Annotated in this window: 18 protein-coding genes and 3 tRNA genes; 7 read left to right on the top strand and 14 right to left on the bottom strand. The window is 73.6% G+C overall.

What is annotated here, in order from left to right; translation table 11 throughout:
- Nucleotides 1-96: 96 nt before the first annotated feature.
- Entirely contained in the window at nt 97-1,266 is a 1,170-nt protein-coding gene (locus ICW24_RS08220) for a PrsW family intramembrane metalloprotease (RefSeq protein WP_226345230.1), read from the bottom strand.
- A 198-nt stretch (nt 1,267-1,464) separates the two neighbouring features.
- On the opposite strand from ICW24_RS08220, the gene orn reads away from it, so the two are divergent.
- Together orn and ICW24_RS08210 are read left to right on the top strand one after the other, a co-directional pair.
- On the top strand, nt 1,465-2,130 hold the full coding sequence (gene orn, locus ICW24_RS08215; RefSeq protein ID WP_226345229.1) for an oligoribonuclease: 666 nt from the start codon (nt 1,465-1,467) through the stop codon (nt 2,128-2,130).
- Between the two features lie 100 nt (nt 2,131-2,230).
- A tRNA-His gene (locus tag ICW24_RS08210) sits at nt 2,231-2,306 on the top strand.
- A 56-nt stretch (nt 2,307-2,362) separates the two neighbouring features.
- Here ICW24_RS08210 and ICW24_RS08205 read toward each other — a convergent pair.
- Both ICW24_RS08205 and ICW24_RS08200 read right to left on the bottom strand, forming a co-directional pair.
- Nucleotides 2,363-2,761 (bottom strand): VOC family protein, encoded by a 399-nt coding sequence (locus ICW24_RS08205; protein ID WP_226345228.1) that lies wholly within the window; start codon nt 2,759-2,761, stop codon nt 2,363-2,365.
- Nucleotides 2,758-3,621 carry a helix-turn-helix domain-containing protein gene (locus ICW24_RS08200; RefSeq protein WP_226345227.1) on the bottom strand — a complete coding sequence of 288 codons (864 nt, stop codon included), beginning with the start codon at nt 3,619-3,621 and terminating at the stop codon, nt 2,758-2,760. The genes ICW24_RS08205 and ICW24_RS08200 overlap by 4 nt, the downstream gene beginning before the upstream one ends.
- Before the next feature lie 268 nt (nt 3,622-3,889).
- On the opposite strand from ICW24_RS08200, the gene ICW24_RS08195 reads away from it, so the two are divergent.
- On the top strand, nt 3,890-4,555 hold the full coding sequence (locus ICW24_RS08195) for a copper resistance CopC family protein (protein WP_226345226.1): 666 nt from the start codon (nt 3,890-3,892) through the stop codon (nt 4,553-4,555).
- A gap of 129 nt (nt 4,556-4,684) precedes the next feature.
- Here the strand turns inward: ICW24_RS08195 and ICW24_RS08190 are convergent.
- Together ICW24_RS08190 and ICW24_RS08185 are read right to left on the bottom strand one after the other, a co-directional pair.
- Nucleotides 4,685-4,757: transfer RNA gene (locus tag ICW24_RS08190), tRNA-Lys, on the bottom strand.
- A 157-nt stretch (nt 4,758-4,914) separates the two neighbouring features.
- Nucleotides 4,915-5,181, bottom strand: coding sequence for a DUF3618 domain-containing protein (locus ICW24_RS08185; protein ID WP_226345225.1), 267 nt, complete (start codon nt 5,179-5,181; stop codon nt 4,915-4,917).
- A 152-nt stretch (nt 5,182-5,333) separates the two neighbouring features.
- Between ICW24_RS08185 and bcp the strand changes: the two genes are divergently transcribed.
- Together bcp and ICW24_RS08175 are read left to right on the top strand one after the other, a co-directional pair.
- Nucleotides 5,334-5,801 carry a thioredoxin-dependent thiol peroxidase gene (gene bcp / locus ICW24_RS08180; RefSeq protein ID WP_226345224.1) on the top strand — a complete coding sequence of 156 codons (468 nt, stop codon included), beginning with the start codon at nt 5,334-5,336 and terminating at the stop codon, nt 5,799-5,801.
- Between the two features lie 51 nt (nt 5,802-5,852).
- Nucleotides 5,853-5,934, top strand: a tRNA-Leu gene (locus ICW24_RS08175).
- Between the two features lie 18 nt (nt 5,935-5,952).
- On the opposite strand, the gene rdgB is transcribed toward ICW24_RS08175, so the two are convergent.
- The 9 genes from rdgB to clpS form a co-directional block, all read right to left on the bottom strand.
- On the bottom strand, nt 5,953-6,576 hold the full coding sequence (gene rdgB / locus ICW24_RS08170; RefSeq protein ID WP_226345223.1) for an RdgB/HAM1 family non-canonical purine NTP pyrophosphatase: 624 nt from the start codon (nt 6,574-6,576) through the stop codon (nt 5,953-5,955).
- Nucleotides 6,573-7,310 (bottom strand): ribonuclease PH, encoded by a 738-nt coding sequence (gene rph / locus ICW24_RS08165; protein ID WP_226345222.1) that lies wholly within the window; start codon nt 7,308-7,310, stop codon nt 6,573-6,575. The genes rdgB and rph overlap by 4 nt, the downstream gene beginning before the upstream one ends.
- Nucleotides 7,311-7,399: 89 nt before the next feature.
- Nucleotides 7,400-8,176, bottom strand: a complete 777-nt coding sequence (locus ICW24_RS08160) for an MBL fold metallo-hydrolase (protein ID WP_226345221.1) — start codon at nt 8,174-8,176, stop codon at nt 7,400-7,402.
- Nucleotides 8,173-8,976 carry a glutamate racemase gene (murI, locus tag ICW24_RS08155; RefSeq protein ID WP_226345220.1) on the bottom strand — a complete coding sequence of 268 codons (804 nt, stop codon included), beginning with the start codon at nt 8,974-8,976 and terminating at the stop codon, nt 8,173-8,175. Before murI ends, ICW24_RS08160 begins: the two co-directional genes overlap by 4 nt.
- An 80-nt stretch (nt 8,977-9,056) precedes the next feature.
- Nucleotides 9,057-9,944, bottom strand: a complete 888-nt coding sequence (locus ICW24_RS08150; RefSeq protein WP_372360561.1) for an amino acid ABC transporter ATP-binding protein — start codon at nt 9,942-9,944, stop codon at nt 9,057-9,059.
- The gene (locus ICW24_RS08145) at nt 9,941-10,774 is read right to left on the bottom strand and encodes an amino acid ABC transporter permease (RefSeq protein ID WP_226345218.1); all 834 of its coding nucleotides are present in this window, start codon (nt 10,772-10,774) and stop codon (nt 9,941-9,943) included. The genes ICW24_RS08150 and ICW24_RS08145 overlap by 4 nt, the downstream gene beginning before the upstream one ends.
- Nucleotides 10,774-11,649, bottom strand: a complete 876-nt coding sequence (locus tag ICW24_RS08140; protein WP_226345217.1) for an ABC transporter substrate-binding protein — start codon at nt 11,647-11,649, stop codon at nt 10,774-10,776. Before ICW24_RS08140 ends, ICW24_RS08145 begins: the two co-directional genes overlap by 1 nt.
- Nucleotides 11,650-11,893: 244 nt before the next feature.
- The gene (locus ICW24_RS08135) at nt 11,894-12,565 is read right to left on the bottom strand and encodes a DUF2017 family protein (RefSeq protein ID WP_226345216.1); all 672 of its coding nucleotides are present in this window, start codon (nt 12,563-12,565) and stop codon (nt 11,894-11,896) included.
- On the bottom strand, nt 12,565-12,879 hold the full coding sequence (gene clpS, locus ICW24_RS08130; protein ID WP_372360560.1) for an ATP-dependent Clp protease adapter ClpS: 315 nt from the start codon (nt 12,877-12,879) through the stop codon (nt 12,565-12,567). The genes ICW24_RS08135 and clpS overlap by 1 nt, the downstream gene beginning before the upstream one ends.
- Nucleotides 12,880-12,901: 22 nt before the next feature.
- Here clpS and ICW24_RS08125 point away from each other — a divergent pair, with 22 nt between their 5' ends.
- Both ICW24_RS08125 and ICW24_RS08120 read left to right on the top strand, forming a co-directional pair.
- Nucleotides 12,902-14,302: a nicotinate phosphoribosyltransferase gene (locus ICW24_RS08125; protein ID WP_226345215.1), complete on the top strand. Its 1,401-nt coding sequence runs from the start codon at nt 12,902-12,904 to the stop codon at nt 14,300-14,302.
- The gene (locus tag ICW24_RS08120) at nt 14,299-14,910 is read left to right on the top strand and encodes an isochorismatase family protein (protein WP_226345214.1); all 612 of its coding nucleotides are present in this window, start codon (nt 14,299-14,301) and stop codon (nt 14,908-14,910) included. The genes ICW24_RS08125 and ICW24_RS08120 overlap by 4 nt, the downstream gene beginning before the upstream one ends.
- Nucleotides 14,911-14,941 lie beyond the last annotated feature (31 nt).

The following is a 14,941-nucleotide window of genomic DNA, read 5'->3' as shown; positions in this document are numbered from 1 at the left end:
GCCGGCGGCGGGACGGGCACCCGTTCTCGCCGACAGTGTCGCTGATCCGGGTGAACGCGGGTCGAACCCGGCCCGGGCCCGGGGCGTGTCGTGAGCTCAGACGAGGACCGGGGACTGTCGCCGGAACCCCGCCCGGGCGTTCGTGATCGAGTGCAGCAGGGTCAGCTCGCGGTCGGCCGCGTCGGGGCCGGCTGTGCCGTGCGTCATGCGCTGCCGGAGCATGGCGAGGTCGACGGCGTCGTCCTGGAACGCGACCATGGCCTGCTTCATCCGGCGCCCACCGGCCCGCTGCGCCCATCGGCGCGCCTCCCGGCGGCCCCCGATCGTGCCGAGCATCGTCACCTCGGGCGGCGTCAGCCAGCCGTGACGCGCGTAGGTGACGAGGTGCTCGTGGATGAGCCGCCCCTCGCGGCGACGGGCCCAGACGACGACGCCGATGGCCGTGAGGAAGATCGGCACCTGCAGCAGGAGGTAGGCCGACCAGAATCCCTCGATCCCCGCGACGGCCGAGAGGTTCCACGCGGCGTGGACGACGATGGCGAAGGCGAGGCCGACGAACGGGGCGAGACGGGCGAGGACGCCGCGGCGGCTCGCCGCGATCCCGATGCCGATGCCCGTCCACAGGGTGAACAGCGGGTGGGCGAACGGGCCGAGCACGCAGCGGACGAAGAAGGTGGCGGCGATCCCCGCGGTGCCCTGGTCGTTGTACGCCTGCCCCAGGTAGAGCACGTTCTCGGCGAAGGCGAAACCCGCCGCGCACAGGCCGGCGTAGACGACGCCGTCGATGACGCCGTCGAACTCCCGGCGGCGGACCAGGAGCACGAGCAGCACGCCGAGCCCCTTGAGCGACTCCTCGACGATGGGGGCCACCACCACCGACGCGATCTCGTCGGCGTCGATGTACGTCTCGGACAGGAAGATCATCGAGCCGGTGTTGAGCACGATCGCCACCGTCGTCGCGACGAGCGCGCCCCACCCGAACGCGAACATCAGGTAGCGGGGAGGCTCCGCCTCGAAGCGGTCGAGCCACAGGAAGGCGGGGACGACGACGAGCAGCGGCACGACGGCCGCGACGAGGGCGACGCCCGCCGCGCGGCCACCCACCTGCAGCCCGATGGCGGCGCTCACGACGAGGGCGCCGACGACGAACAGCAGCGCGATGGCGCCCCAGAGCAGCCAGCGCCGCAGCGCGGGACGAGCGGTCGCGTTGGCGCGGACGCCGCCGCGGTGGCGGCGGGCCGCCCCCGTGGGCACCGGTCGGTTCATGGTCGTCCTGACTCGTGTCGGCTCCCCGAGCACGCACCGGCCGCGGCGTGCGGCTCCGGGGCGCCCGGGCGGAGCCCCATTATCGCCGCGATGCCCCGGACGGCGTGCGGCGCCGTCCACAGCAGCGCGACCGGGCACGAGCCCGGACACGGCGCGGGACCCCCGACACCGATGCGGACACCCACATAGAGTGGCGAGGTGCCCACGACCTCCGAGCGAGCCCGTACCGACCGCATCGTCTGGATCGACTGCGAGATGACCGGCCTGTCGCTGACCGACGACGCCCTCGTCGAGGTGGCCGTCGTCGTCACCGACTTCGAGCTGGAACCCCTCGGCGAGGGCGTCGACGTCGTCATCGCACCGCCCGCGGCGGCGCTGGAGCAGATGGGTGACTTCGTCCGGAAGATGCACACGGACAGCGGTCTGCTCCCCGAGCTCGAGCACGGCACGACGATGCAGGAGGCGCAGGACAAGGTCCTCGCCTACGTGCGCGAGTGGGTGCCCGAGCCCCGCAAGGCGCCGCTCGGCGGCAACACGGTCGGGACGGACCGCGCCTTCCTCGCGCGCGACATGCCCGAGCTGGAGGGCCACCTGCACTACCGCAACGTCGACGTCTCCACGATCAAGGAACTCGCGCGCCGCTGGTACCCCCGCGCCTACTTCGGGTCGCCGGAGAAGCACGGCGGCCACCGCGCCCTCGGCGACATCCTCGACAGCCTGGCCGAGCTCCGGTACTACCGGGAGGCCGTCTTCGTGCCCGCCCCCGGCCCCGACAGCGCCACCGTCCGTCAGATCGCCTCCCGCCACGGGGTCGCCCCCACCGCGCCTGCTCCGTCGGGTCCTCCGTCCGAGTCCTCCGACTGACCGGCGCCCGGGCCGTGGTCACGACCACCCCCCGGAAGCGGGTACGATGATTCGCGCTGCCTCGGACAGCCGGAAACGGCCCGGACGCGGCGCCACCTCGGTGGGTGTAGCTCAGCTGGTAGAGCACCTGGTTGTGGTCCAGGTGGCCGCGGGTTCAAGTCCCGTCACTCACCCCACTCGGCGAACACCCCCTGACCGGTCCGGTCAGGGGGTGTTCGCGTGTCGGCCGGCCTCAGGCGGCCGGAGGCTCCCCCTCGTACGTCCCGATCGACCAGAGGTTCCCCTCCGGGTCCCGCACCGTGAACTCGCGCGCGCCGTAGTCGGTCTCCTCGAGCCCGCGGGCGACGTCGGCGCCGGCGGCGCGGGCCCGCTCGTGGACGGCATCGATGTCGGATGCGACGAGGTAGACCCCCGCCGTGCCCGGTTCGCGACACCACTGCTGATCGGGGCGGTGCCGCCCGAACATCACCGCACCCCCGCCGGGCCAGTCGACCTGGGCGTGGACGACGACGCCGTCGTCGTCACGGTGGACGGTGTTCTCGACGAAGCCGAGGGCGCCGGTGAGGAACGCGAGGAGGGCGTCGGGGTCGTGGGACTGGAAGGCGGGGAACACCCGCGTCGTCGTGGTCATGTCGCCCACTCTCGCCGCTGGGAATGGCCCCCGGCTTGGATGTTTCGGCGCTCCTGCGACAGCCACGCGCTCGGGGCGAGCCCGAGGTAGCCGCGCACGTCCCGGGCCAGGTGGGACTGGTCGGCGTAGCCGCAGTCGGCGGCGACCTCCGCCAGCGACGGGACCGCCCCCGCGCGCACGGCCGCGGCCAGGCGCGCCGTGGCGTGCTCGAAGCGCATCAGGCGGGCGGCCTGCTTGGGCCCGACACCGTACTCGCGGCGGAACTCCGCCCGGAGCTGACGACCGGAGAGCGCGACGGCACGGGCGACGTCATCGATACCGGCGGTACCCCGCGACCGCGCGAGCAGGGTCCACGCGTGCGCGGTCTCCGGGCGCGGACCGGATCGCTCCTCCGCGGCGCGGCGGCGGACCTCGCCGGCGACGAGGGCGAATCGGCGGCCCCAGTCGGACGTCTCGCCGACAGCCTCGAGGAGGCGGCGCCACCTCGGGTCGACCGACAACGCGTCGCCGATGCCCTGCGGCAGCTCCGCCGCCGGCAGACCGAACAGGGCGCGAGCCGCCCGCGGGTCGAGGGCGAGCTGCACCCCCTCCTGCCGGGCCGGCTGCACGACGTGGGTGGCCGTGTCGTGCAGCCCGGCGAGCAGGACGTCGGCCCGGTCGAGTCGCCCCCCGGCGACGTCGGCGGCGCAGTCCGCGCCGAGCACCGGCCCGTCGAGGCTGAGGATGAAGGTGACGGTCCCGCTGGGGACGCCGAGATGCACCCCCACGGGAAGCCCGAAGGACCGGTATCCGACCATCGAGACGACACCGGGGAGATCGTCGACCCCGGCGACGACGAACTCGTGCATCGCCTCGGACACGAACCCAGTCTCGCGCGAACACCGTCGATCCGCCGCCGCACGCCCGAGGCCGGGTCACACCCGGCGACGCCGCCGGCCGGCGCCCGCCCGGGGAAGGCCGGACGCCGACCCGGCCCCGGGCCGGGCCGCCCGGCCGCGTAGGGTCGCGTCGACGGATCCGCCCGCCTCGGCGACGCGCCGGGGCGACGACACGACACACCGCGCCGCGGTCCCGACCCGGCCGGATCCGCGCGGTCGAGGTCCCGGCGAGAAGGCCCGAGGTGCTCCGATGCCCCCTCTCCCCCACGCCGTGGCGCCCTCGACCGGCCCGGTCGCGCGGCGCGGCCTCGCGGCAGTGTGGGTTCTGGCGGCTCTGCTGGCCGGGATCCTCACCGCCGGGCTGCCGGCGGCTCCCGCGTTCGCGCACACCGCCCTCGTGTCCTCGGATCCCGCGGACGGCGCCCGGGTGCCGATCATGCCGGAGCACGTCGCCCTCGTCTTCACCGAGGAGATCGACGCGTCGATGGTGCAGGTCATCGTCAACTCCGGCGGTCGGGCGCGCCGGGCCGAGGGGATCACCGTCGACGGCGCCCGGGTCGTGGCACCGGTGCCCGCCGAGTCCGCCGAGTCCGGGGACGGCGAGGTGGGCGTGCTGTACCGGGTCGTCAGCGCCGACGGGCACCCCGTCTCCGGGCGGGTGACGTTCACGGTCGCCCAGGCGTCGCCGTCGACTCCCCCGTCGAGCGCCGCGCCCACGACCGGGGCCACGTCTCCCGCGGCCGCGACACCGTCGGCCACGACCACCGGCCCGACCGCGGCGGCGCCCGCGCGGCCGGCGACGCCGACCGGGTCGAGGATCGGGAACACGATGATGGTCGGCCTGACCGTCGTCGCCGTCCTGGCCCTGCTCGTCATCGGGGCCGTCGTCGTGCGCTCCGAGCGCCGCCGTCGCTGACCCACTGAGCCCCGGTCGCCGACCGGACGGAACAGAGCCCGGCCTCGTCCGGCACGCCGGGCGGGCGGAGACGGCGGGGCGACACGACGAAGGCCGCCGCAGGTGAACTGCGGCGGCCTTCGTGACGAGTGCGCCATCAGGGACTCGAACCCCGAACCCAGTGATTAAGAGTCACTTGCTCTGCCAATTGAGCTAATGGCGCAACGGAGAAGAACGATACCGGAAGCCGTCGTCGGAGTGAAATCGACTGGTCACCGGACTGAACCGAACACTCGTACGATGAGCTTGTGCTGCGCCGACGCGAACGGCCCGGTCGGATCCCCGTCAGGGAGTCGACCGGGCCGTCGCAGGCGCGTGGCTCAGTGCTTGACGCGGTTGTAGATCGCGAGGGCGACGAGGCCGACGACGACCGCGGCGACGGGGCCGACGATCTCGTACCGCAGCGAGCCGTCGGTGGCGTGGGTGGCCTGGAACAACGACGTCTTGGCCGAGTCGGCCTGGCGCTTGGCGAGGTTGGCGGGCTTGACGCGGTACGCCAGCTCGTCGATGGTCGAGGCGAGCCGGCCCCGGGTCCGCTCGATGTCCTTCTCGATCTGGTCGAGGGAGCGGTTGTCCTGCGCGCTCATCAGGGGTCCTTTCGGTGGAGATGCGGCTTGCCGCGACGATAACCTACCTGCTGGTCCATCCGTCGGCGACCCGCGTCCCGGGGGGTGCCCTCGGCTCACCCCACGCCGTGCTCTTCCTCGTACGGCCGCCCCCGCCCGATCAAGGAGTTCCCATGCCCCGCTTGTCCGTCGGCGACGCCGCCCCCGCGTTCTCGCTCACCGCGCACGACGGGTCGACGGTGTCGCTCGCCGACTACGCGGGGCGCTCCGTCGTCGTCTACTTCTACCCGGCGGCGATGACGCCGGGCTGCACGACCCAGGCGTGCGACTTCCGCGACCGGCTCGACCCGTTGCGCGAGGCCGGCTACGCGGTGCTCGGCATCAGCCCCGACTCCCCCGAGAAGCTCGCGCGCTTCGCCGAGAAGGAGGGGCTGACCTACCCGTTGCTCTCGGACCCCGACAAGGCCACGCTCGAGGCGTACGGGGCGTTCGGTGAGAAGAAGCTGTACGGCAAGGTCGTCACCGGTGTCATCCGCTCGACGGTCGTCGTGGGCCCGGACGGCGACGTCGCCCTCGCCAAGTACAACGTGCGCGCCAAGGGCCACGTCGCGGCGCTCGAGAAGGCGCTGGGCCTGGCCTGACGCCTGACGTCCGGACATCCGCCCCCGGCACGTACCCTGTCTGCGGACCACGCGGGAGTGGTGGAACTGGCAGACACGCAGGATTTAGGTTCCTGTGCCGCAAGGCGTGAGGGTTCGAGTCCCTTCTCCCGCACCCGCTCCGACGCGTCGATCAGGGGCCGAGGAGCGCGCGGACGTCGTCCGCGAGGGCGCGGAAGGCGCGGCCGCGGTGGGAGACAGCGTTCTTCTCGCCCGGGGACAGCTCCGCGGCGGTGCGCGTGTCGCCGTCCACGAGGAGGATCGGGTCGTAGCCGAAGCCGTTCGACCCCCGCGGTTCCCGGGTGAGCGAGCCGGGGAAGCGCCCCTCGCGCGCCGCGGTGCGGCCGTCGGGCAGGGCGAGGACGGCGGCGCACACGAAGGCGGCACCCCGGTGCTCGTCGGGCACGTCGGCCACCTGCGCGAGCAGGAGGTCGAGGTTGGCCCGGTCGTCGCCGTGCCGCCCGGCCCAGCGGGCGCTGAACACCCCCGGCGCACCGCCGAGGACGTCGACGGCCAGGCCCGAGTCGTCGGCGAGGGCGGGCAGGCCCGTGGCCCGCGCCACGGCGACCGCCTTGAGGGTGGCGTTCTCGACGAACGTCACGCCCGACTCGACGACGTCCGCCACGCCCGCGAACTCCGTGACGCCGACGAGCTCTCGATCGACCTCCGCCAGGACGGGGGCGAGGATGTCGCGGAGCTCGACGACCTTCCCGGCGTTCCGCGTGGCGAGGACGACCCGCGCCTGTCCCGCGGTCATCGCGGCGGGTCCTGCGCGAGGGCGGACCGCTGCAGCTCCGTGAGGGTGGCGCAGCCGCCGACCGCCAGGTGGAGGAGGGCGTCGAGGGCGGCGCGGTCGAACGCCTGCCCCTCCGCGGTCCCCTGGACCTCGACGAAGTCGCCGGCGCCGGTCATGACGACGTTCATGTCGGTGCCCGCGTCGACGTCCTCCACGTAGTCGAGGTCGAGGACGGGCTCGCCGCCGACGACCCCGACGCTGACGGCCGCGACGGACCCGCTCAGCGGGGTCGCGCCCCGGGCGACCGCTCCGCTGCGCCGGCCGGTCTCGATCGCGTCCGCGAGCGCGACGTACGCGCCCGTGATGGCCGCGGTCCGGGTGCCGCCGTCGGCCTGCAGCACGTCGCAGTCGAGCACGATCGTGTTCTCGCCGAGCTGCCCGTAGTCGACGACGGCGCGCAGGCTGCGCCCGACGAGGCGGCTGATCTCGTGGGTGCGCCCGCCGATCCGGCCCTTGACCGACTCGCGGTCGCTACGCGTGTTCGTGGCCCGCGGGAGCATCGCGTACTCCGCGGTCACCCACCCGAGGCCGCTGCCCTTGCGCCACCGGGGGACGCCCGCGGTGAACGACGCCGCGCACAGGACCCGCGTGCGGCCGAACTCGACGAGGACGCTGCCCTCGGCGTGGTCGAGCCAGTGTCGGGTGATGCGGATGTCGCGGAGCTGGTCGGCGGCGCGGCCGTCGTGTCGGGTCATGTCCCCGACGGTAACGGGTCGCACCGAGTGCCCGGCCGCGAGGCGGGCCGACCCCGTCGGCGCCCGCGACTCTCCGGCCCCCGAGTGGCCTAGAGCTCGTAGGTCTGCCCGGGTCGGCACACCTCGACCTCACCCGGCCAGACGGCGGCCGCCTGGTCGTGGCACACGCGGGGGGCGTTCCAGGCGGGGATGTGGGTGAGCATGAGCCGGGCCACGCCCCCGGCGGACACGGCGGCCGCGGCGGCCCTCGACCCCGACATGTGGACGCCGTGGCTGTCGTCGTCGCGGCCGTCGACGTAGGCGCAGTCGGCGAGGACGAGGGTCGCGTCGACGCACAACTCGTCGAGGGTGTCGCAGCGGTCGGTGTCGGCGGTGTAGGCGAGCACGGCGCCGTCGGCCTCCACCCGGAGGCCGTAGCACTCGACGGGGTGCCACACGGGCACCGGTGTGATGGTGAACGGCCCCACCCGCACCGGTTCCCGGGGCCGCAGCGCCTCGAAGTCGAGCCGGTCGTCGAGCGGCTCGGGCGCGTCCACGCCGTACGCCCGCGCGAGACGGTCGGGTGCGTCGGCGGGGGCGAGCACCCGCATCCGCCCGCCGGCGCCCGGCGGTCGATCGGGGCCGTACGAGAGCATGACGTAGAGCCCGCACACGTCGAGGCAGTGGTCGGGGTGCAGGTGCGAGAGGACGACCGCGTCGAGGCTGCGGGGGTCGACGTATCGCTGCAGGGGGCCGAGCGAGCCGCTGCCGAGGTCGAGGACGACGCGCCACGTCCGGCCCTCGTGCTCGGCCTCGACGAGGTAGCACGACGCGGGTGAGTCGGGCCCGGGGAACGACCCGGAGCAGCCGACGGCCGTGACCCTCATCGCACCGCTCCGGCCACGGCGAGGTCGCCGATCTCCGGGCCGAGGAACCGCCGGGCCAGGGCCGCGAACCGCTGCGGGTCGCCGGTCGTCCGGAAGTCGTGCCGGGGCGCCGGGGCGTCGTCGGGGTGCAGCGTGCCCGTGTCGGCGAGCACCCGGTACACGTCCTTCGCGGTCTCCTCCGCGCTGGACACGAGCGTGACGAGGTCACCCATGACGTACGAGACGACGCCGGTGAGCAGCGGGTAGTGCGTACAGCCGAGGATGAGGGTGTCGACCCCGGCCGCCCGGACGGGGTCGAGGTACTCGTGGGCGACGCCCAGCAGCTCGGGGCCGCCGGTCACCCCGGCCTCGACGAACTCGACGAAGCGCGGGCACGGCCGGCTGACGACCTCGATCTGCGGCGCGGCGGCGAAGGCGTCGACGTAGGCCCGCGACCGGTGCGTCCCCTCCGTGGAGATGACGCCGACGCGTCGGTTGCCCGTGGCCGCCGCCGCACGGCGCACCGCGGGCCGGATCACCTCGACGACGGGCACGTCGTAGCGTTCTCGCGCGTCGTGGAGCATGGCGGCGCTCGCCGTGTTGCACGCGATGACGAGCATCTTCACCCCGGAGGCGACGAGCTCGTCGAGGCACTCGAGCGCGAACTGGCGGGTCCGGGCGATGGGCAGCGGACCGTAGGGCGCGCGAGCCGTGTCGCCGAGGTAGGCGACGGACTCGTGCGGCAACTGGTCGAGCACCGCCCGCGCCACGGTCAGTCCGCCGTAGCCGGAGTCGAAGATCCCGATCGGTGCGTCCGCCACAGCCCGAGAATACGCCGGGGACGCCCGCGGCCCGGCCCCCCACCTGCGGGGGGGCCGGGCCGCGGCACCGGGCGCCGTGCTCAGTGGTGGTCGGGCGTGGGCGGCGTCTCGGCGACGTCGCCCGGCGCCGGGTCGCCCGCGTGGCGGGCGGCGTGCGCCGCGTCGTGCGCGCCGGCCTGGACGTGCGTGGGGTCGAGGACGCGCTGCAGGAACGTGCGCGTGCGCTCGTGGCGCGGGTTGCCGATGACCTCGTCGGGGTGACCGTCCTCCACGACGACGCCGCCGTCCATGAAGACCACCCGGTCGGCCACCTCGCGCGCGAACGCCATCTCGTGCGTGACGACCATCATCGTCATGCCCTCTGCGGCGAGCTGCCGCATCACCGCGAGCACGTCGCCGACGAGCTCGGGGTCGAGCGCCGAGGTCGGCTCGTCGAAGAGCATGAGCTCGGGCTCCATCGACAACGCCCGCGCGATGGCCACCCGCTGCTGCTGCCCACCCGAGAGCTGCGCCGGGTGCGCGTCGCCGCGCTCCCCGAGGCCGACCTTCTCGAGGTTGCGTTGCGCCACCTCGCGCGCCTGCCCCGCCGAGCGTCGCAGCACGGTGCGCTGGGCGACCGTGCAGTTCTCGAGCACCGTCAGGTGCGGGAACAGGTTGAACTGCTGGAACACCATCCCCAGCCCGCGGCGGACGGCGTCGATGTCGCAGTCGGGGTCGGTGACCTCCTCGCCCTGCACCCGGATCGAGCCGGACGTCGGCGTCTCGAGCAGGTTGACGCACCTCAGCAGGGTCGACTTCCCGGAGCCCGACGGCCCGATGACGCAGACGACCTCGCCGCGCCGGATCGTCAGGTCGATGCCGGTGAGCACCTGGTTGGAGCCGAACGACTTGTGCAGGTCGGAGACGACGACGACGTCCTCGCCCCGGGGACGGGTGCGCTCGGGCGCGGGGGTGCTCACGGCGCTCACCTCGCCTTCGCGGTCGTGGCCTCGAGCCGGCCCACGAGCACGGTCAGCGGAAGCGTGATGAGCAGGTAGCAGAAGCCGGCGACGACGAGCGGCGTGAGGTTCGCCTCGGACTGGGCCGCCTCACGGCCGAACTTCGTCAGCTCGTAGCCCTCGATGGACAGCCCGAGCACGTAGACGAGCGAGGAGTCCTTGACGAGGAGGATGAGTTCGTTGGTCAGCGGCGGCAGGATGATGCGGAACGCCTGCGGCAGGACGATCTTGCGCATCGCCGTCGCGGAGCTCATCCCGAGGGAGCGCGCCGCCTCGACCTGCCCCTTGGGCACCGCCTGGATGCCGGCGCGGATCGTCTCGGCGAGGTAGGCGCTCGCGACCATGCCGAGCGCGACCCACACCGTGCCGTACGGGTCCCACGGGATCGTCATGCCCTCGAACGCGATGGGCAGCAGCCCGAACGCGATGAAGACGACGATCGCGGGCAGGCCGCGGAAGAACTCGATGTAGGCGCGGGCGATCCACCGGTACGGCGGCACCTCCGAGAGGCGCATGAGCGCGAGGACGGTCCCGACGACGAGCCCGAAGAGGAACGCGCCGGCCGTGTAGATCAGCGTGTTGCCGAGGGCGAGGAACAGGGCCGGCCCGATCGTGGCGGCCACGAGCTCGGGGCGGAAGAACACGTCGATGATCTGCGGCCAGTTGGCCGTGAACAACGCGAGGACGACGAGGACGATCAGGACCGCGTACTGGACGAGCCGGATGCGCCGGGCGCGCCGACGCGGCGACGAGCGTCGCCGCGTCGGGGCCTGTTCTGCGGTGGGTGCGGGAGCCGACATCAGCCCGCGCTCGAGCTGGGCGCGGCGGTCGACTTCTCGCCCGGAGCCGTCCCGAACCACTTCTTGTAGGTCTCGTCGTAGCTGCCGTCCTGCTTGGACGTCGCGATCGACTCGTTGATCTTCGTGATGATCTGCTGCGCGTTCGGGTCGTCCTTCTTCGCGGCCACGCCGTACTGCTCACCGGTCGCGAACTCGGCGACGACCTCGGTGTCGGGGTTCTGCTTGGCGAAGTCGAAGAGGACGCCGTTGTCGTTGATCGTCGCGTCGACCCGGCCGGCCTTGAGGGCGTTGAGCGAGGTGGGGAGGTCCTCGAAGACGACGGCGCTGAACCCGGCCGAGGCGTTCTTCTTCGCGTACTCCTGGCCCGTCGTGCCCGTCTGCACGCCCAGCTTCTTGCCCTTGAGGGCGGCGAGGTCGGTGACGCCCGCGCCCTTCTTGACGATGAGCGCCTGCGTGGCGTCGAAGTACGGCTCGGAGAAGAGGACGGCCTTCTTGCGCTCGTCGGTGATCGTCATGCCGGCCGCGGCGACGTCGCACTTCTTCGCCTTGAAGACGGCGCCCGTCGTGATCTGCTCGAAGTCGATGTCGACGACGTCCTGCGTGAGGCCCATGGACTTGGCGGCCCGGTCGACGACGTCGACGTCGAACCCGACGACCTTGCCGTCCTTGTTGAACTGGAACGGCGGGTACGACAGGTGCGTGCAGACGGTGAGCTTGCCGGGGCTGACCGTCTGGATGCCGCCGGCGGCGGTCGACCCCGAGCCGGAGCCGGTGTTCTGCTCGCCCCCGGACGAGCCGCAGGCCGCCAGTCCGAGCGGAAGGGCGAGGGCGAGCGCCGCCACGACGGCGCGGGGACGGAGCGAAAGGTTGGGCACGGCTGCCTCCTGGGTCGATGTTGGGGTCGAGTCTGCCCAGGTGGGGCGGGCGCCACCAACGCGTCTCGCCGAATCCACGGGTCACGATCGCGCAACGGCTTCCTCGCGACGCCGAGCGGTCGCTCGCGGCCACGAGTGCCGTGCCACGCGACGACGCGCCGCGCCGCGACAGCGCCGTGCCGTGCCGTGACGTGCCGCGCCGTGCCACGACATGCCACGACACGGAGGAGTCGGCCGGGGCCGATCAGCGGGGCAGCATCGCCGAGGCGAGCGTCTCCTGGAACCAGGTGAGGAAGTCGTAGGTGAGCATGACCTGCGCCCGGCCGTCGCCCGCGTCGAGGGCGTCCAGCTGGGCCTCGAGGTGCTCGACGTCGTCGTCCGTGCGCAGCTCGAGCCGCTCCGCGAGGACGAGGCGGACGTCGGTCAGCGACAGCAGGAGGGCTCGCGCGTCGTCCTCGCCCAGGTCGAGGCGGTCCTGGGTCGCCCCGGCGAGGACCTCCGCCGCACGGTGGAGGTGGGTGAGCTTCGTCGACCGCACGTTCTGCGCCGACAGCGCGCGGAAGGCCTCGGCCTGCGCCGGGTCGTCGCGGTGCCCGTCGGGCAGGAGCCGCCGCACGGCCGGGTCGTCCGAGACAGGGGGCGCCCCCCGGCCGACCCCGTCCGCCGCGGCTCCCGGTCCGTCGCCGGAGAACGCGGCGTCGGTGAGGCCCGCTCGACGCATGATCGCCTCGAACTCGTCGGCGTCCTCCCCCGCAGGGCCGCCGGCGGGGTCGAGGGGCCCTGCGCCCGGTGCCGGGCCGCCCTCGCGTTCGAGCAGCGCGGCGGTCTGGACGATGCAGTCGAGGACGATCTCGCGCTCGGGGGCGGCCAGGTCGGCGACGAAGCGACCCCGGCGGCGGCGGAAGGCGCGCGCCATCACTCGTCCTTCGCGAACGTGGCCCACAGGCCGTACCCCTGCAGGGCCTCGGTGTGCTGCTCCATGACCTCGCGCGGGCCGTGCGCGACGACGGCGCGGCCCTTCTCGTGGACGTCCATCATCAGCCGCTCCGCCTTCTCGCGCGGGTAGCCGAAGTAGGTCTGGAACACGTACGTCACGTAGCTCATGAGGTTGACGGGGTCGTTCCACACGAGCGTGATCCAGCCCGGATCCGGCCGGATGTCGGCACCGGCCCGGGTGTCGGACTCGACGTCGGCGGAGGTCGACGGGTGCGAAGTGGGCGCGATGGACACGTCTCCACCATAGGCTTCGGGCGTGACGACGAGCACGACGACCACGACCCGCGCGACGACCGGGGCCGACCTCGCCCCCGAGCGCGGGGGGTCCGCCTCCACCGCCCTGCTGACCGACCACTACGAGCTGACGATGGTGCAGGCGGCCCTGCGCAGCGGCGCCGCGCACCGACGCAGCGTCTTCGAGATGTTCGCGCGCCGCCTACCCGAGGGGCGCCGGTACGGGGTGGTGGCGGGCACCGGCCGGTTCCTGTCGGCGCTCACGCGGTTCCGCTTCGGCCCCGCCGAGATCGAGGCGCTCGCCGCACGCGACGTCGTCGACGACGCGACCCTCGACTACCTGCGCGAGTACCGGTTCTCGGGCGACGTGTGGGGCTACCCCGAGGGCGAGACGTTCTTCCCCGGCTCCCCGTTGCTCATCGTCGAGGGCACCTTCGCCGAGGCGGTCATCCTCGAGACGCTCGCGCTGTCCATCTACAACCACGACTGCGCCGTCGCCGCCGCCGCCTCCCGGATGGCGCGGGCCGCCGGGGACCGGCCGTGCATCGAGATGGGGTCGCGACGCACCCACGAGTGGGCCGCCGTCGGCGCCGCCCGCGCGGCCTACGTGTGCGGGTTCGGCACGACGAGCAACCTCGAGGCCGGGCGCACGTTCGGCATCCCCACGGCCGGGACGAGCGCCCACTCGTTCACGCTCCTGCACGACGACGAGGAGACCGCGTTCCGGACCCAGGTCGACGCCCTCGGTCCCGGCACGACGCTCCTCGTCGACACGTACGACGTCCGGACCGCCGTCGACCTCGCCGTGCGGATCGCGGGCCCGGAGCTCGGCGCGGTGCGGCTCGACTCCGGCGACCTCGTCGCGCAGGCCCACGAGGTGCGCGCCCAGCTCGACGGGCTCGGCGCGGGCAACACGCGCATCGTCGTCACCTCCGACCTCGACGAGTACGCCATCGCCGCGCTCGCCGCCGCGCCCGTCGACGCCTACGGCGTCGGGACGTCCCTCGTCACCGGGTCGGGCCACCCGACGGCGGGCCTCGTGTACAAGCTGGTCTCCCGCGCCGACGACTCCGGCACGCTCGTCGACGTCGCGAAGAAGAGCAAGGACAAGGCGTCGGTGGGCGGCCGCAAGTACGCCCTGCGGCGGCTCGACGAGCACGGCGTCGCCACCGCCGAGCTCGTGGGCATCGGCGAACGTCCCGTGGGTGACGACAACGACCGTGAGCTGCTCGTGCCGCTCGTCCGCGGTGGCGAGGTGGTCGAGGGCGCCGACGACGTCGCCGCGGCGCGCGACCGGCACCGGGCCGCCCTCGAGGAGCTGCCCGTCAAGGCCCATCGCCTCAGCAAGGGCGAGCCCGTGATCCCGACGCTCTACGTGGACGACGAACACCCGCCGGCCACGACCCCGGAGGAGACGCGATGACCGCCGACCGTCCCCGCGCGCTCATCGTCGTCGACGTGCAGAACGACTTCTGCGAGGGCGGGTCGCTCGCCGTCACGGGCGGCGCCGACGTCGCCGCCCGGATCGCGGACCACGTGCTGGCCGGCCTCGACGCCGGGCCCGACGGGACCGGATACGCCGCGGTCGTGGCGACGGCCGACTGGCACGTCGACCCCGGGGCGCACTTCTCCGACGAGCCCGACTTCGTCGATTCCTGGCCCCGGCACTGTGTCGTCGGGACCCCGGGGGCCGACTTCCATCCCGCCCTGGCCCCGGCGCTCTCGCGGGTCGAGGCCGTCTTCCGCAAGGGCGAGTACACCGCCGCCTACAGCGGGTTCGAGGGCGACGCCGCCCGGGGCGCCGGGCGCGTGGACCTGGCGTCGTGGCTCGCCGACCGGGGCGTGGTGGCCGTCGACGTCGTCGGCATCGCGACCGACCACTGCGTCCGCGCCACGGCGCTCGACGCTGCGGCCGCCGGCCTGTCGACCCGGGTGCTCCTCGACCTCACCGCCGGCGTCGCGCCGGAGTCGACGACCGCGGCCGTGCGCGAGCTGCGGGCAGCCGGCGTGGAGGTCTCGCAGACGAGCTGAGGCGAGGCGAGCACAGCCCGAACGAGTCGGC

The sequence above is a fragment of the Agilicoccus flavus genome (assembly GCF_014857905.1).
GTDB classification, from domain to species: domain Bacteria; phylum Actinomycetota; class Actinomycetes; order Actinomycetales; family Dermatophilaceae; genus Agilicoccus; species Agilicoccus flavus.
The sequence above is the reverse complement of the archived record's forward strand: the minus strand, read 5'-3'. Positions and strand labels throughout refer to the sequence as shown.

Excerpts from the sequence above, each read along its gene's own strand:
- ICW24_RS08220 (WP_226345230.1), bottom strand. The coding sequence starts at position 1,266 with ATGAACCGACCGGTGCCCACGGGGGCGGCCCGCCGCCACCGCGGCGGC.
- ICW24_RS08205 (WP_226345228.1), bottom strand. The coding sequence starts at position 2,761 with ATGACCACGACGACGCGGGTGTTCCCCGCCTTCCAGTCCCACGACCCC.
- ICW24_RS08195 (WP_226345226.1), top strand. The coding sequence starts at position 3,890 with ATGCCCCCTCTCCCCCACGCCGTGGCGCCCTCGACCGGCCCGGTCGCG.
- ICW24_RS08185 (WP_226345225.1), bottom strand. The coding sequence starts at position 5,181 with ATGAGCGCGCAGGACAACCGCTCCCTCGACCAGATCGAGAAGGACATC.
- bcp (WP_226345224.1), top strand. The coding sequence starts at position 5,334 with ATGCCCCGCTTGTCCGTCGGCGACGCCGCCCCCGCGTTCTCGCTCACC.
- rdgB (WP_226345223.1), bottom strand. The coding sequence starts at position 6,576 with ATGACCGCGGGACAGGCGCGGGTCGTCCTCGCCACGCGGAACGCCGGG.
- rph (WP_226345222.1), bottom strand. The coding sequence starts at position 7,310 with ATGACCCGACACGACGGCCGCGCCGCCGACCAGCTCCGCGACATCCGC.
- ICW24_RS08160 (WP_226345221.1), bottom strand. The coding sequence starts at position 8,176 with ATGAGGGTCACGGCCGTCGGCTGCTCCGGGTCGTTCCCCGGGCCCGAC.
- ICW24_RS08145 (WP_226345218.1), bottom strand. The coding sequence starts at position 10,774 with ATGTCGGCTCCCGCACCCACCGCAGAACAGGCCCCGACGCGGCGACGC.
- ICW24_RS08135 (WP_226345216.1), bottom strand. The coding sequence starts at position 12,565 with ATGGCGCGCGCCTTCCGCCGCCGCCGGGGTCGCTTCGTCGCCGACCTG.
- ICW24_RS08120 (WP_226345214.1), top strand. The coding sequence starts at position 14,299 with ATGACCGCCGACCGTCCCCGCGCGCTCATCGTCGTCGACGTGCAGAAC.